18 protein-coding genes are annotated in these 16,071 nt (G+C 41.9%); 15 read left to right on the top strand and 3 right to left on the bottom strand.

What is annotated here, in order from left to right; translation table 11 throughout:
* Positions 1 to 200: 200 nt before the first annotated feature.
* The 12 genes from OO007_RS19220 (at position 201) to OO007_RS19165 (ending at position 9,030) form a co-directional block, all read left to right on the top strand.
* Positions 201 to 656: a universal stress protein gene (locus OO007_RS19220; RefSeq protein ID WP_325810036.1), complete on the top strand. Its 456-nt coding sequence runs from the start codon at positions 201 to 203 to the stop codon at positions 654 to 656.
* A gap of 43 nt (positions 657 to 699) precedes the next feature.
* Complete coding sequence (locus tag OO007_RS19215) at positions 700 to 1,329, top strand: MarC family protein (protein WP_325810035.1); 630 nt, start codon at positions 700 to 702, stop codon at positions 1,327 to 1,329.
* Between the two features lie 210 nt (positions 1,330 to 1,539).
* Positions 1,540 to 1,986, top strand: coding sequence for an Hsp20/alpha crystallin family protein (locus tag OO007_RS19210; RefSeq protein ID WP_325810034.1), 447 nt, complete (start codon positions 1,540 to 1,542; stop codon positions 1,984 to 1,986).
* Positions 1,987 to 2,117: 131 nt separating this feature from the next.
* Positions 2,118 to 3,533: a F0F1 ATP synthase subunit beta gene (atpD, locus tag OO007_RS19205; protein WP_325810033.1), complete on the top strand. Its 1,416-nt coding sequence runs from the start codon at positions 2,118 to 2,120 to the stop codon at positions 3,531 to 3,533.
* Positions 3,530 to 4,063, top strand: a complete 534-nt coding sequence (locus OO007_RS19200) for a hypothetical protein (RefSeq protein WP_325810032.1) — start codon at positions 3,530 to 3,532, stop codon at positions 4,061 to 4,063. Before atpD ends, OO007_RS19200 begins: the two co-directional genes overlap by 4 nt.
* Positions 4,056 to 4,358 (top strand): AtpZ/AtpI family protein, encoded by a 303-nt coding sequence (locus OO007_RS19195; protein WP_131906179.1) that lies wholly within the window; start codon positions 4,056 to 4,058, stop codon positions 4,356 to 4,358. The genes OO007_RS19200 and OO007_RS19195 overlap by 8 nt, the downstream gene beginning before the upstream one ends.
* On the top strand, positions 4,348 to 4,731 hold the full coding sequence (locus tag OO007_RS19190) for an ATP synthase subunit I (protein WP_325810031.1): 384 nt from the start codon (positions 4,348 to 4,350) through the stop codon (positions 4,729 to 4,731). The genes OO007_RS19195 and OO007_RS19190 overlap by 11 nt, the downstream gene beginning before the upstream one ends.
* Positions 4,728 to 5,489 carry a F0F1 ATP synthase subunit A gene (locus OO007_RS19185; protein WP_325810030.1) on the top strand — a complete coding sequence of 254 codons (762 nt, stop codon included), beginning with the start codon at positions 4,728 to 4,730 and terminating at the stop codon, positions 5,487 to 5,489. The genes OO007_RS19190 and OO007_RS19185 overlap by 4 nt, the downstream gene beginning before the upstream one ends.
* A 20-nt stretch (positions 5,490 to 5,509) precedes the next feature.
* The gene (locus OO007_RS19180; RefSeq protein WP_131905866.1) at positions 5,510 to 5,788 is read left to right on the top strand and encodes a F0F1 ATP synthase subunit C; all 279 of its coding nucleotides are present in this window, start codon (positions 5,510 to 5,512) and stop codon (positions 5,786 to 5,788) included.
* A gap of 1 nt (position 5,789) precedes the next feature.
* Positions 5,790 to 6,563 (top strand): F0F1 ATP synthase subunit delta, encoded by a 774-nt coding sequence (locus OO007_RS19175; protein ID WP_325810029.1) that lies wholly within the window; start codon positions 5,790 to 5,792, stop codon positions 6,561 to 6,563.
* Positions 6,556 to 8,121: an alternate F1F0 ATPase, F1 subunit alpha gene (locus OO007_RS19170; protein ID WP_325810028.1), complete on the top strand. Its 1,566-nt coding sequence runs from the start codon at positions 6,556 to 6,558 to the stop codon at positions 8,119 to 8,121. The genes OO007_RS19175 and OO007_RS19170 overlap by 8 nt, the downstream gene beginning before the upstream one ends.
* Positions 8,122 to 8,130: 9 nt before the next feature.
* Positions 8,131 to 9,030, top strand: coding sequence for a F0F1 ATP synthase subunit gamma (locus OO007_RS19165; RefSeq protein WP_325810027.1), 900 nt, complete (start codon positions 8,131 to 8,133; stop codon positions 9,028 to 9,030).
* 165 nt (positions 9,031 to 9,195) lie between these two features.
* Here OO007_RS19165 and OO007_RS19160 read toward each other — a convergent pair whose 3' ends face one another.
* On the bottom strand, positions 9,196 to 9,600 hold the full coding sequence (locus OO007_RS19160) for a hypothetical protein (RefSeq protein WP_131905862.1): 405 nt from the start codon (positions 9,598 to 9,600) through the stop codon (positions 9,196 to 9,198).
* Between the two features lie 634 nt (positions 9,601 to 10,234).
* Between OO007_RS19160 and OO007_RS19155 the strand changes: the two genes are divergently transcribed.
* Entirely contained in the window at positions 10,235 to 10,603 is a 369-nt protein-coding gene (locus OO007_RS19155; protein WP_131905861.1) for a carboxymuconolactone decarboxylase family protein, read from the top strand.
* A gap of 130 nt (positions 10,604 to 10,733) precedes the next feature.
* On the opposite strand, the gene OO007_RS19150 is transcribed toward OO007_RS19155, so the two are convergent.
* Positions 10,734 to 11,348, bottom strand: a complete 615-nt coding sequence (locus OO007_RS19150) for a response regulator transcription factor (RefSeq protein ID WP_325810026.1) — start codon at positions 11,346 to 11,348, stop codon at positions 10,734 to 10,736.
* Positions 11,348 to 12,946: a PAS domain-containing sensor histidine kinase gene (locus OO007_RS19145; protein ID WP_325810025.1), complete on the bottom strand. Its 1,599-nt coding sequence runs from the start codon at positions 12,944 to 12,946 to the stop codon at positions 11,348 to 11,350. The genes OO007_RS19150 and OO007_RS19145 overlap by 1 nt, the downstream gene beginning before the upstream one ends.
* A 435-nt stretch (positions 12,947 to 13,381) precedes the next feature.
* On the opposite strand from OO007_RS19145, the gene OO007_RS19140 reads away from it, so the two are divergent.
* Positions 13,382 to 13,978: an HdeD family acid-resistance protein gene (locus OO007_RS19140; RefSeq protein WP_207907042.1), complete on the top strand. Its 597-nt coding sequence runs from the start codon at positions 13,382 to 13,384 to the stop codon at positions 13,976 to 13,978.
* Between the two features lie 570 nt (positions 13,979 to 14,548).
* The gene (locus OO007_RS19135; protein WP_131905858.1) at positions 14,549 to 16,012 is read left to right on the top strand and encodes a YfcC family protein; all 1,464 of its coding nucleotides are present in this window, start codon (positions 14,549 to 14,551) and stop codon (positions 16,010 to 16,012) included.
* Positions 16,013 to 16,071: the final 59 nt, after the last annotated feature.

Below are 16,071 nucleotides of genomic sequence, written 5' to 3'. Positions count from 1 at the left end.
TAGTCGGTAGTGAAAACTAAGTAGTTTCCACACCGCATCTACGAATAACTCCGCATTTAGTCTTTACTGTATATATCTGATAATTCATTAAAAAGAACGAACAAAAAATCATTAGTGATTAGTAATTAGCGAATGAAGGAGGCGTCGATTTAATCGAATCGATGGTTAGAAATTTATATAGGAGACAGTGGAAAAATAAAATGAAAGCTTATCAACACATTTTACTGACCACAGATTTTTCGAAATTCAGTGAAGTTGTCGCACGAAAAGCCGTTACTCTTGCAGGCCATTTCAACGCAAGAATTACCTTGTTGCATGTGGTGAAGGAGTATCCGCAGGAAAACACTCAGGCTAACGAAACCCTGGAATCCAGTAAAGACGAAGATCTCAGTAAAAATATCATTGCTGACAATCGCCAGCGTCTTGAAGCTTTTGCGCGTTCAATTCCCATTTTGCGGATGATACCCATGATCACTTTGTCTAAGGAATCAACTGAGGATGTGATCATAAAGGTTGCCCGAGATATCAAGGCTGATCTCGTTATTATGGGAGAACACGAAGAAAATAGTGTATCCATTTCACCAGAGCTTGATACCAAAAAAGTACAGCAAAAAGCACCGTGTGACGTTCTGGTCGTGCATGCAGATGCCGCTTAAGAATACGATTTATTAGTCGTTTAATCTAAAAAGTAACCTAACCATGAACAGCGTATTCTCCGCAAATATAGAACACTTTATTCAAGCGACTATTGCCATTGTGGCAATCTCAAATCCATTGGGAGCTGCACCAGTCTTTCTTGCGCTTGTGGGAGATGTCGACCCAGTTAAACGAAGATACGCCGCTTTACGCGTTTCATTGTATATTTTCACCATCCTGTTCGTTGCAACATTGGCAGGAAGTGGTTTATTAAAACTATTTGGCATTTCATTATCTGCATTTCAGGCGGGTGGTGGTCTTATCGTTTTGTTAATGGGGCTGGAAATGATGAAGGGCAGGCCGACGCACGTACAGCATGAAAGCCTTCAAGATGATGAAACGGATCAATTGTTAGTACCACTTGCGATGCCATTGATTGCAGGTCCAGGTTCGATAGCGACAGTGATGACTTTGGCTGCCCATAATCCTACGGTAATGGGCCATATCAGTGTGACATTGGCAGTGGTTACCGAGGCTGTTCTGATGTTTATTGTTCTTTCCGCTTCGGTTTGGGTGGAAAAAAGAGTGAGCGAGCGAGGACAACGAATTTTTCTGAAATTCATGGGATTTATTCTGGTCGTCATGGGGGCGCAGATGGCTTTGACTGGAATTAAGAGTTTTCTGTTTACCTGATCTTCTCATTTGTATTGTTTTTTTAATTTATCTAAGTATATCCCACACCCCAGATACGTTTATCTACGGATTCACAAATACGCTCACTTGGTGAGACTATGTCACTGCAATAAATTGCATATACCTACTAACTTTTAATTAGGGAGAAATCAGATGAAAAACGAAGATAAAACGTTAACTAAACCTATGCAAAAAAGTAAGGGTTCTGAGATGGCTTGGCCAGTTTCAAGCAAAGACATGGACCAATGGTTTGAAAATATGTTTCCGGCACAGTGGATGAATCGTTTTCAGAACAACTTTCCGTCATGGGGAAACTTTCCAAGTCTGCTTAATACCCAATCTCCATCGGTGGATATTATAGATCGTGATGATGAAGTTCTGGTTCGAGCAGAAGTCGCGGGAATGAAAAAGGAAGATGTTGATCTATCGGTTACCAATAACAGCATTACCATCAAGGGTAGTGTTCAGCATGATAAGGAAGAAGAGAAAGGTGACTATTACCGTCGTGAGACTAGCAGTGGAAGTTATTCACGAACGTTACCTTTGCCCTGTGAAGTAGTCGGCGACAAAGCCAAAGCGAAATTTAAGGACGGTATGTTGGAGGTAACAATTCCTAAAGTGGAAGCCACCAAGCGACATAAAGTGAAAGTAGATTAACGACCAAAATATTTTCGGGGAATTTGTTGCTAACAGATTTCCCGAAATTAGTTTTGAAAACTCGTTCAATTTTTACGAGACATAAATACCGATATACAGATTGACTTATTAGGTAATAAACAACCCATAAAATGACTACACAAACTGACACATCTAAACCTGAAAGTTCATTAAAAGTGGGGCATATCCATGCGGTTCACGGAAGCGTTGTTGATGTTTCTTTTGCAGGGGCTTTACCCGCGCGTCGTCAAGCACTAAGTGTAGACATTGGTGAAAATTTTCCGTTGATGCTTGAGGTGCAAACTCATGTGAGTGAAACGGTAGTCAGGTGTATAGCATTAGCCGCTACCAGAGGCTTAGCAAGGGGCACCAAAGTTATTGATACGGGTGGACCTTTGCAAGTTCCTGTTGGTGAAGAGTTATTGGGACGGATGATCAATGTGTTTGGTCAGCCAGTAGATAACGGCGAACCTTTTAAAACAAAGCATTTTAGCTCCATCCATAAAGCACCATTACCACTATCTGAAAGAGTCACTAAGCAAGAAGTGTTTATGACAGGTATAAAAGCCATTGATTTATTGGCTCCGTTGGAACGTGGTGGAAAGTCAGGTTTATTTGGTGGTGCGGGTGTCGGTAAAACGGTACTTATTACCGAGCTTATCAATAATACCGCAGGACAATATCAGGGCATCAGCCTGTTTTGTGGAATCGGTGAGCGCAGCCGTGAGGCTGAAGAACTCTATCGTGAAATGGATGCAGCGGGCGTGTTGCAAAATACGGCTTTAGTTTTCGGCCAAATGAATGAGCCTCCGGGAGCTCGTTTTCGTGTAGGGCATGCAGCTTTAAGTGTCGCTGAATATTTCAGAGATGTGGCGAAGCGTGATGTATTGTTGATGGTTGATAATATTTTTCGTTTCATTCAATCAGGCACCGAGGTATCTGGCTTGATGGGGCGTATTCCCTCACGCGTTGGCTATCAGCCTACCTTGGCTTCTGAGTTGTCTGAACTAGAAGAACGCATTTGTAGTACAGCATCGGCGGCGATTACCTCAGTGCAGGCAGTATATGTTCCTGCAGATGATCTGACTGATCCTTCGGCAACGCATACCTTCGCGCATCTCTCTGCGTCTGTGGTGTTATCCCGTAAACGCGCATCGCAGGGATTTTATCCGGCGATGGATCCACTGCAGTCCAATTCTAAAATGCTAAGTCCCGGTGTGGTTGGACAACGTCATTTTGATGTGGCTCAGTCTGTACGAAGCTCATTGGCTGAATATGAAGATCTCAAAGATATTATCGCGATGCTGGGCGTCGAGGAATTATCGACTGAGGATCGCAAAGTAGTCAGCAGGGCACGTCATTTAGAACGTTTTCTAACACAACCTTTTCATACCACGGAACAATTTACGGGTAACACCGGGCGAACTGTCTCGCTTGAAGACACTATCGAAGGTTGTGAACGTATTCTTGCAGATGAGTTTGCAGACTACCCAGAACAGGCTTTATACATGATTGGCTCAATCGATGAGGCTGTGAAAAAGTCATGATTCAGTCAGCTGCTGCAGACAATGCAAATACGGAAAGTACAAGTACTGAGAGTGCAGCTGCAGAGAACTCACTTAATCAGACTTCTTTGACCTTGAAGTTGTTATTGCCAACAAAAGTGTTACTGGAAGAACAGGTAACAAAAGTTGTCGCTGAAGCCCAAAACGGTAGCTTTTGTCTGCTTCCTAATCACATCGATTTTGTTGCAGCGCTGGTGCCGGGCATTCTTACCTTTACTCAACAAGATACGCAAAAAGGCTCACAAGAAAGTGATCACAACAATGCAAAGGAACAAGCAAAGGAACAATATGTCGCCGTCGATATCGGGACATTGATCAAACACGGCAATCAGGTTCTGGTATCCGTTTTCAATGCCGTTCGTGGTGATGATCTTGAGCAACTCCATCATCTGGTTAAGGAACATTTTATTTTGCTTGATGAACAACAACGAATTACCCGTAGTGCTTTGGCACGTTTAGAGGCAGGGGTCATGCGCAACTTAATTCAACTCGAAAAACAACGTTATGGCTAATCAAAAACCAAAACCGCAGGAACATTTTGAGAAATCTGTCGATCGCAAGGCAGACCTTAAATTGCGTGCGCAACGGGAAAAAAATCATTCTGTGTGGTTTGGTCTGGGAATGTTTGGTCTTGTCGGGTGGGCTGTGGTCGTTCCTACGTTGATAGGAGTTGCATTGGGCGTATGGATTGACAAGCACTGGCCTGGGCCAGTTTCATGGACATTAAATCTGCTCATTATTGGCTTAATAGCGGGTTGTATCAATGCCTGGGTTTGGGTGAAAAAGGAAAGTAACAATGATGATTGAATCTATAAATTTAGAAGCGATAAATACATTTGCAAACTGGTCAGCTTGGCTTATGGCTTTTTTAGTGGGTGGATTTGCTGGATTTGTCTATTTTTTCGGGCTTTGGTTAACGCTAAAAAAATTAACAATAAGTAATAATCCCGCATTATTAATGCTATCCAGTTTGATCTTACGCATGGCTTTTGTGATGTTCATTTTTTATCTGATCATGCGCAATGTTGGTTGGCAGGGACTGTTGATCGCGCTATTAGGACTTATCGTGGTTCGCTTTATTCTCACCAGAAAATACAAGCCAGAGCCTGTAAATCAATCTGTAAAACAAGCTGCAACGGTAGCTGCAGTTGATAGAGTTGATACAGCAAAACCGATATGAATATCACCCCTGATCAATCAATTTTGTGGCAGTGGGAATGGCTGCATATCAATGAGACTATGGTTTTTACATGGGTCGTCATGTTTGTGTTGGTGGGTGGTTCATGGATAATTACCCGAAAACTGACGATTGAGGCAGAAATTCCTCGTTGGCAGAATCTACTAGAAGTCATCGTTACTACCATTAATGATCAAATCAGCGATGCAAGTGGAAAGGATTCTAGTCGATACTTGCCATTTATTGGCACCTTGTTTCTCTATATTTTGAGCTCTAATTTGTTGGAGAATATCCCCGGTTTTGTTGCTCCTACTGGCTCATTATCAACAACCACTGCGCTCGCAATAAGCGTGTTTGTCGCCGTGCCTTTATTTGGTATCGCGAATGATGGAATCGGTGGCTACTTAAAACAATATATCCAGCCAACCATTCTGATGATGCCATTTAATATCATTGGTGAACTTACACGCACTATTTCTCTGGCTGTCAGGCTATACGGCAACATTATGAGTGGCACAGTGATTGTCGGCATTTTATTGAGTCTAACTCCGTTTTTCTTTCCACTGGTTATGCAATTGCTGGGACTTATCACTGGTACTGTTCAGGCATATATCTTTGCCATGCTGGCGATGGTTTACATTGCATCGGCAACAGCTGCCCATGATAAAACCAGAGCCAGTGCGATCAATAAAACAAAAAATTCTGACGAGCCAAAAAAGCCCAGTGAATCAGACATTAAACCCGAATCAAATCCTAATTAACTTTAGAAAGGAGAATAAAAATGGACAGTTTTAGCATCATCGCCGTAGCCTCAATAATTACGGCAGGTCTAACAATCGCAATCGGCTCAGTAGGGCCTGCACTCGGTGAGGGACGTGCCGTTTCTCAGGCTTTGAGTGCCATTGCCCAGCAACCAGATGCCTCTAGCACCATTACCCGAACACTGTTTGTGGGATTGGCGATGATTGAATCAGTGGCTATTTATTGTTTTGTGGTTTCAATGATTCTGATCTTCGCAAACCCTTTCTGGGAATTCGCAAAAACGGCAGCAGGCAACTGAGATGGAAATCGACTGGTTGACAGTTAGTGCTCAGATCGTCAACTTTCTGGTTCTGGTATGGCTGTTAAAGCGTTTTCTTTATAAGCCAATCATTGATGCAATGGATCGACGCCAGAAAGGTATCGCGGATAATATCAATGAAGCCAAAGATCGTGATCATAAAGCGCAATTAACCATGCAGGATTACGAAAATAAAATTGCAGCTCTGGAACAAGACAAAACAAAGTTGATGCAAGAAGCTGAAGCGGCAGCGCAAGAGAAACGTCTCGCGCTGGAAGAAGCTGCGCGTAAAGATGTACAGCAGCAAAAGGAATTGTGGCAAAAACACTTGCACCAAGAGCAAAAGAATTATCTTGATGATTTGAGTAAAACGACTGTAAAAGCGATTCAGGATACTGGGCGACGGGTATTTTCTGACTTATCTGATTCCTCACTCGAAATACAGATTATCACCGTATTTCTGAAGCGTTTGCACGATCTGGATGATGATTTATTGAAGCATCTAAAAGCCTCAACCAGCGATTTTCATATCGTTAGCGCTTTTGAACTTGAAGCGCCGATGAAACAAAAAATCACACAAGCCATCCATAAAAATATTAACGATTCCGCCAACGTGAATTACACAGTATCGAGTGATTTGCTCTGCGGGATTTCTCTGGATACCGGTGGATACCAGGTAGGCTGGAATATCGATGAGTACTTGAAAGATTTTGATCAACGCTTATTAAAAAGCCTTAATTATAATTCTGACTATGAGTCTAAGACCAATGACTGATGCGAATTTAGAGCAAAGCGACTTGAAACAAAGCCTGAAACAAAGCCTGAAACAAAACCTCAAGCAAACACTTGGCCAAGTAGAGTCAATGTATGACGAGGCTCTATCTAAACCTTCTTCTGATTTGATTCTAACCGAAACGGGTATTATCACTTTTGTCGGAGGTGGCATTGCTCACGTGGAAGGTTTACCCAAAACGCAGGCTGAAGAAATTCTGTTATTTCCGGGAAACGTGCCCGGTATTGCGATTGATCTTGGGGAAGATGAGATAGGCGTAATTTTACTGGCTGATGATCCTTTAATTAAAGCAGGAGCATCGGTCAAACGAACCGGCCATATCGCCGATACACCTGTGGGTGATGCCTTATTGGGGCGGGTTATCGATGCTACTGGTAATGTGCTGGATGGTGGTTCTCCGTTAAATATTCACACGCGTATGCCAATGGAGCGCGAAGCCCCCAAAATTATGGAAAGGGCGCCAGTAAAGGTGCCTTTACAAACGGGTATTAAATCCATAGATGCGTTAATTCCAATTGGTCATGGTCAGCGTGAATTAATCGTAGGTGATCGCCAAACGGGAAAAACCTCGGTGGCAGTGGATACCATTATCAATCAGCGCGGCACAGGCATGATCTGTATTTATTGTGCCATAGGACAACGCGGTACAGCGGTTGCCAGAGTCGTTGAAACGCTGCGCGACGCGGAGATGTTAGAACAAACTATCGTGGTTGTTACTTCAGGTGAAGATCAGCCAGGATTACAATATATGACACCGTATGCAGCCACTACCATGGCTGAATGGTTTCGTGATCAGGGTAAACACGTACTGATTGTTTACGATGATTTGATCCGACATGCGCGTGCTTATCGCGAATTGTCGTTGCTATTGAGACGCGCTCCGGGACGCGAAGCTTTTCCCGGTGATATCTTTTACATACATTCACGTTTGCTTGAACGCTCTACCCAATTGAGTGAAGCATTGGGTGGTGGTTCTCTTACTGCGTTGCCAATTATTGAAACCCAGGCAGAAGACATTTCCGCCTATATCCCGACTAATTTGGTCTCGATTACCGATGGCCAGATTTACTTATCACCAGGGTTATTTCGTAAGGGATTGTTGCCAGCAGTGGATACTGGTAAATCAGTTTCACGTGTGGGAGGCAAGGCACAATTGCCAGCATACAGAGCTGTCGCGGGTGATCTTAGACTCGCCTATTCACAGTTTGAAGAGCTCGAATCGTTTGCACGCTTTGCAACGCGTCTTGATGACGCCAGTCAGGCGGCGATTAATCGTGGTCGACGCGTGCGTGAGGTGTTAAAGCAGGGCGATCATCAGCCACTCACGGTTATTCAGCAAATAGCGATGCTCAAAGCGGTGAATGAGGGCTTGTTCGATGGGCTGGCACTGAACCAAATATCAGTAACACAGAAAAAGATTGCCGATGCACTTCAACAACAGATGAAGCCACTTGCGACGAAAATCGAATCTGGTGAAAAGCTCAGTGATGAAGATTGGCAGTCGTTAGTAGATTTTCTCAGCGGGATTATCAAACAGTGATAAAAAGTCATGGAAACGCCTGAACGCTTACAAGAACAAATCAAAAGCATGGAAGGGTTGCACAATATAGTTGCAACCATGAAAGCCTTGTCTGCGTCGAATATTCATCAGTATGAACAGTCTATTGAATCACTGACAGACTATTGGCATACCGTAGAACTCGGCTTGCGTGTTGTGATGCGTGATGAGCTCAATCCAAGACATATCGTGCCTTCACTTAACGGTGGCATGGCTGCCGTGGTCTTTGGGTCAGATCATGGTATGTGTGGTCGCTTTAATGAAGATGTTACAGGCTATATGCTGAAGCATTTCAAAACCTTGCCGAGTTGCGTTAAGCCTAAAGTGCTTTGTTTGGGCTTACGGGCAGGGGATTTACTAGAACGTGCAGGACAACCGGTTGATGAGGTACTAACCTTACCGGGAACAGCCAATCAGATAGCCTCGAGTGTTCAGCAAATATTGATGTATATCGATAGCTGGCGTGAAAAATCAGGGATAAAAAATCTATTTCTGTATCACAATCGACCTAAAAATAGAGCTTCATACCATCCAACTAAATTTCATTTATTGCCGTTACAATTAGACCAATTTAGCAATTTTAATATCAAGGACTGGCCAGGCAGGAGTTTACCAACCTATACAATGAACCGAGAGTCATTACTCTCATCATTACTAAACCAATACTTTTTCATCTCACTGTTTCGTGCCTGTGCCGAGAGTCAATCGGCTGAACACGGCAGTCGTCTCACTGCGATGCAAGCTGCGGAGAAAAATCTGGATGAACACATAGAGGAATTGGGTGGCGAGTATCGCCAGGCGCGTCAAGACATCATAACTAATGAGTTGCTCGATATTATTGCAAGCTTTGAAGCGATGTCAGGTAACAAGAAAAAAAAGAAGAAAGCATAGTTTAGCGTTATTACTTATCTGTCTTTAATTAATTACAAATAGTATTAATTACAAATAGTATTAATTAAAAAAGTACTGATTAAAGAAGCTTTCATCTATAAAAAATCAGCACACACCAAAAACCTTGGTGTGTGCTGATTGCTATTACTGTAAGAATTCGTGTTGTTAAAGCATGCGGTATTCATCCCAAAATTCTTTTCGGATTTCATTCCACTTTGTCACCTGAGCATTATTAAAAACCTTTTTAAGTTCTTGGTTCTTCTCGTCGGTGAGTTTGATAAATTCTTTACGTTTGTTGATTTTAGGGTTGTTAGACGCAGCAAGAACACTATAACGATTTGAAAAGTCTTCGTTGAGCAGAGCCACTTTAACTCTTTGCGCTTCATTCAGTCCGAGCGCTTCAACCATTTTACTGGTGATGATCGCTGCACGATCACTTGGATCTGTCGCATTAATTGTATCCTCAATCAGATACTCTTTTTGCTTCTCATGTTTCATGCTTTTGTATTGTGTACACGCAGTGAGATTAACTGCCGCCAAAACACATACCGCTATTGCTAACTTTTTCATGTTATTTCCTTATATCTCTAAGTTACTTTCAGTAGAGATTGTAAGGTTAAATACAGCCGTTTTTAATCCGTAGATGTGCGTATGCAGTTACGTATTTTGCGAATAGGGCTGAGGTAATTTGATCGATATGAAACAGGGTTGTTTGATCATGTCTTGTGATACTTCGATATGGATTTCGTATGGCTTCAGCCAAGCAGTAGCCTCTTAATAAGTTCTTTTGGTTATTTCAAACGGCGAAATAAAAAGACCCTAGCTCTGCATAAATTATTCGGCTACGCCTCACCCTAAAGGGTCAGCTAAAGCTTTTGTCTTGCAAGCTCGGCTCTATTTAGGTTTTTAGAAAACAAAAACCTAATATCATTCAAAGTAGGGGGGTGCCTTTCATTTCTTTATCTTTCTTTAACTTCCTTTTCTTGTATTCACTATTTTCAAATGAATGAATACATTAGAAAAAGACATCAAAAAAACAGCTTTAAATACACCTTTAAATACAACAAACGTTTAATTTCATAACCTATCTCAATAAACGGATCTTTGCCTGGTATTAAAATTAATGGTGATGATAGAGGGTGCTTAATAAGTACTTAAACCCAGAAACCAGAACACAAAAATTAGTGAAATTAAGGAGATTAAAATGACTAGTGAACTACCCAGCACATTAACCTACCCACAACAGTTGGAAAAAATTCAAGGCAATATGGGTGTTTTATCTCAAGACCAACCAGATGTCATGAAAGCCTTTGGTGCGCTTCATGCGGCAGGTTCTGCTAATGGTGCTTTAGATACTAAAACTAAAGAACTTATTTCATTAGCTATAGCAGTAACAGCTCGTTGTGACGGTTGTATTGCGTTTCACACTCATGATGCGATGAAAGCAGGTGCTACGCGCGCAGAGATAACCGATGCGCTAGGCGTTGCTGTTCTTATGGGTGGTGGACCCAGCGTTATGTATGCCACACATGTGATCGAAGCAATGGATCAATTTGAGAAAGTAGCAGATTAGATTAAGACAATCATAATCAGGATAGCCTTAACCAGGATAATCAGGTCTGATAGCACATTTTCTATTCGATCTGGTTTTTAGTACGCGCTAAATAAACTCATAAAAAACGCCCCTAAAGTAGGGGGGTGTCTTAAGCCAGTCCGGTTTGAGTCACAATTCTTACCAATTCAGCCAATGAGCGCGCTTCCAGTTTTTGCATCACATTCTTGCGATGTACCTCAATAGTGCGTTGGCTCAAACCAAGGTCAATCGCAATCACTTTATTGGCTTTACCTTCAACAATCATTTCCATGACCTGATGCTCTCGCGGTGTAAGGTTATGAATATGTTTTTTGACAGATTGCGTTTGTTGCTGATTATTCTGTTGAGAATCACAACTTTTCAATGCGTGATTCACACGATCAAGTAAATCCTGGTCGCGAAACGGTTTCTGTATGAAATCTAATGCGCCGGCCTGTATTGCCTGAACCGCCATCGGTACATCACCATGACCCGTGATGAAGATGATAGGTAACACAGTATCACGTCGAATCAGTTCCTGTTGTAACTCCAAACCACTCATGCCGGGCATACGTATATCCAGTATCAGACAACCCATACGATCAGAAGTATATTGTCCCAGAAAATCATTGGCGGTGGCATAGGTTTCTACGTTGATACCGACTGAATCCATTAAATCTGCCAATGAATCTCGAACGGCTTGATCATCGTCGACAATAAATACAGTCTGTGTTTGATTAGTCATTATAATTCCCTCGACTCAATGTTATCAGTTTGATTTTTAGACTCTTCTTTAGCGGTATGAATAGGCAGAGTAAAACGAAACGTTATGCCTTGTTCGGGGTTTCGGCTAAACCATAGTTGTCCATTATGCGAATCGATAATCGTACGACAAATGGATAAACCCATGCCCATACCGGTGCTTTTGGTGGTAAAGAAAGAGTCAAATAGCTTGGTCTCCTGTTCTTTTTCGATACCTTCTCCGCAATCACTCACAGAAATTTGAACAGCACTATCGTCATGTTGTAAGGCGGTTAATGTTAAACAGCGTTCATCCTTGGGGATGTGTTGCATCGCATCGTTGGCATTGTGAATCAGGTTTAATACTACTTGTTGTATCTGAATCGGGTCACCCTTTACCTCTGGCAGGTTAGGAGCAATATTGGTGATGATATCGACGCTATGAAACAGACCTTCCATTTTGAAAAAGTTAAGACAGGTATCCAGTAGCTCGTTGATGTTTATTCTTTGCAGATGAGAGTTATTGCTTTTAACCATTGCGCGCAATTGCTGAATAATTTTGCCACTGCGCAGTGCTTGTTCTTCAATACTGGAGAGCGCTTCTTTGACCTTTTCCAGATCTGGATTCTCGCTGTTCATTCTGTTTTTTGCGGCGGCACAACGACTGGCAATAGCTGTGAGCGGTTGATTCAGTTCGTGCGCGATACCCGCCGTCATTTCACCCATCATATTTAACCTATTGGTATGCGCTAATTGCTCACGTTGTTGTTTGGCTTGTTGCAAGGCTCTTTTTCGTTGAGTGATGTTAAATAAGGTGCTTAAAATGGCCGGCTCACCATGCCAGTCAATTACATTTGATTTAATTTCCATGCAGCGTTTTGAGCCATCTTTATGTAAGGCTTCAAACTCATATTCTTCGGGGGCATATTCACCTTTCAATCGCGCTTCTGCGAAAGTTATCATGCGTTCACGGAATGGCGGTGAAATCAAAGAGATGATGGAACCGAGTCTTAATAATTCAAGATAACTGTCGTACCCAAGCATCTTTAAAAATGATTTATTGACAAACAGAGGCTTCGCGTCGCGATGGATCACAATGCCTTCAATAGAATAATCCAGAATACTGCGCTGTAGTTTTTTGTTTTGCCTTAGTTCAAGTTCGATCTGTTTTTGTTGGGTAATATCAAGCAGGATAGCTTCTAGAATGAGTTCAGAAGTAGCGGCTTTGGGATTCTCATAGTACTTATCCGTGTAGATAGCCTGGCCTCTCGCCATGACCCATTTCTGTTCGCCATTTTTACTGTTAAAACGATAAATAACTTCGAAAGGTTTTTTCTGTTTGATGGCTGTTTGTACTTCTTGCCAAAGGCGTGCCTTATCTTCTTCATAAATCAATAAAGAGAATTTTTGACCATTTTCTGACAACAACTCTTCAGCGGTATAGCCTGTCAGTTCGTAAGCCCCACGACTGATAAATAACATATCCCACTGTTTATTATTCAAGCAACGAATAACCATTCCCGGCAGATGGTCCGCTATGTTTTCAAAGACATTATCGCGTGTTTGATTATTCACTGTTTGTACGAGTTTATTTCTAGGCATTTTTCTCAGTGTTTTTGTATGTAGATTTACAGTTCTAAAACAGAAGTTCCTAATAATAACAACGAAGTCAGTGACGACTTGTGGATATAAGTCAAAGGAATTCAGTTTTTTTCAAAGAAGTTACGTCTGATGGAATACGTTTACGCGATTTATATATTTTATTGTTTATATGGGGCTTTCGTTTTCTTTCAAATAAGTTATGTCAAAAAAGAAGTCCTGCAAAAGAAGAATTACGGCAGAAAAAAGTACTGCAAAAAAGTGCCCCAAAGTAGGGGGGTGACTTTGTACGTATTTTCCACAGCAAAATTACGTACAACATCGACTGTTTCAATATGTGAATAAGTATCATTATATAAACATGTCTTAAGTGTATTTTTCTAACATTTTAGGAATATTTTAAGAAGTATTTTTAGGTGCATTTTTAAGGACAAGATCATGAAACATATATCAATAAACAGTCACGAAACACACGATGGAGACATTCATCAGCAACAACTGGAGGTTATGGCAACACTGCCAAAATTTGGTAGCTTCTCCGTTATTACAGGGATATTACTGATAGCGCTTGGGTGTATTGGCGTTTTACTCCCTGAAATCATGGCATTGCAGGCGACAATATTTATTGCCGGTTTATTAATGGTAGGCAGTATTTTCTGGCTGGTGCATACCTTTAAATACAAGTTATACGGTTGGACTCAATGGGTGAAACCATTGATGTTGCTAATCACCGGTGGTGTTATGTTGTTTTACCCTTTGGATGGGGTTGCAGCAATTGGCGTATTGCTAGTGATTTATCTCATTATCGATGCCATCGGCAGCTTCACCTTTGCTTATATGTTACGGCCATTAGTAGGTTGGGGTTGGATGATATTTAACGGCGTCACTTCATTAGCTCTCGCCATCTTATTTCTGGTCGGTTGGCCTGAATCAACACTGTTGATTGTTGGTTTGTATATATCTATCAGTCTGTTTTTTGATGGCTGGGCTTTGTTATACATGGGCTGGATGCAACGTAAGTTAAACGCACAGTGATTTGATAGCTTAGAGATTTAGTAATTTAGTCATTGAATAAGGCAGTCAGTGCATCAAATATTGTCAGACCTAGCTAACTCAGATAACGAGCTTAAAAAAAGAAGTTGTTAGCGCGTATCCTGAATAGTAAGTCCCTCATGGCTTTGACAATATTTGATGTACATTTTTTTGTGCGTTCTATTTGTTTTTTTTATTGATAGCTTTGCCGGAAACCTCGTCGAAAGCTCCGTCTAAAACCTGGTTTCCATCAGGTTTAAATCTAGTCCAGATCTAGTTTAAAACAAAAGGCACCCCCCCACTTATACGGGTTTTTTCTAGCAAAGAATAAGTGTCCTACTGCATAACTCTTTGTAATCTTCTTGGAATACGTCTTTGAAACAATCTTGAAAAAAGGCTTGGCGCATTCTGCCGTCTAGTACGTAATTCAAATGCACTATATCTGTGCAAAGTACGTACTTTAATACGCACATTTACGAATAGTAAAGCCTCTCCCCGGAGAATAAAGTTTGTCATCACAAGTTGTTAAAAATTATTTTTATTTGTGTTTACAAAACTTTAGAGGATATTCAAATGACTACTTCAACAGAAAGTACTCCCTCCACAGCCAATGATAAAGCCGGCTTAGTCAGTGCCATTCAATCCAAATTCCCGAGTGCACTCACGATTCTTTTTGGTTTGATTATCGTTATGGCAGCGCTGACCTGGATAGTGCCGTCAGGTGAATTCGATCGTGTTGCGAGTGAGTCAGTCGGTAAAGATCTTCCAGTACCTGGAACCTATCACGCAGTAGATGCTAATCCTCAAGGTATCTTTGATGTTTTGATGGCACCGATAAAGGGTTTCTACGATCCAGATTCTGGTACAGCCAATGCGATTGATGTGGTTATGTTCGTATTAGTTCTGGGTGGTTTTTTGGGTGTTGTCAATTCAACAGGTTCTGTAAACACTGGGATTGCACGCGCCATGGCTGCTCTGAAAGGCCATGAGAAATGGATGATACCGATCATGATGGCGCTGTTCGCCGCTGGGGGTACTACCTACGGCATGGCAGAGGAAACAATGGCGTTCTATATATTGATTGTCCCAATTATGATCGTCGCTGGCTATGATGCTTTAACCGGTGTCGCGGTCATTTTATTAGGAGCGGGCATCGGTGTTTTGGGCTCTACGATCAATCCATTTTCTACCACTATTGCGGCAAATGCTGCGGGAATTCCCTTTACCGAAGGCATGGACTTGCGATTAATTATTCTGGGTGTCGGCTGGTTGATTTGTACCGCTTATGTGATGTGGTATGCGGAACGCGTACGTAAAGACCCTTCAAAATCACTGGTTGCAGAACAGCAAGAAAGTAATAAAGACCATTTCCTGAAATTTGCAGCAGCACCTGATGCGGTTCTAACCACCACGCATAAACTGATTTTAGTGGTGTTTATCGCGACCTTCGGAATCATGGTTTGGGGGGTGGCAACACAAGGCTGGTGGATGGCTAAAATGGCCGTTCTATTTCTTGCCTCTTCACTCATCATCGGTGTGATCGGCAGGGTAGGTGAAAAAGGTTTCACAGACTCATTTGTTGATGGCGCTCGTGACCTTCTTCGGGTTGCCTTAATTATCGGAGTTGCGCGCGGCATTGTCGTGATAATGGATGCAGGTCACATGACCGATACCATTTTGAATACCTCAGCAGAGGCGATTAAAGGCTTTTCCAATATTCTCTTCATCAACATCATGTACTGGATTGAAGTATTGCTTTCATTCTTTGTTCCTTCAACTTCAGGTCTAGCAGTATTAAGTATGCCCATCATGGCGCCACTTGGGGACTTTTCCGGTGTAGGTCGTGATCTCGTTGTGACTGCATTCCAGTCTGCTTGTGGTCTTGTCAATTTGGTGACTCCAACATCAGCGGTTGTGGTTGGTGGTCTTGCAATAGGTCGGGTGTCTTATGAAAAGTGGTTGAAGTTTGTTTGGCCTTTATTGCTCATTCTTTCCATTTTGATTATGGCTGTACTGAGCTTTGGCGCGATGGCCTGATCCTTAACAATCTAATGACTATTTAAATAAATACTTAAACGAATATTCAAACAAAATAT

Origin of the sequence: Cocleimonas sp. KMM 6892 (assembly GCF_035798195.1) — a bacterium.
In the GTDB taxonomy this organism is placed as follows: Bacteria; Pseudomonadota; Gammaproteobacteria; order Thiotrichales; family Thiotrichaceae; genus Cocleimonas; species Cocleimonas flava.
This window is presented reverse-complemented; position numbering and strand designations above follow the sequence as displayed.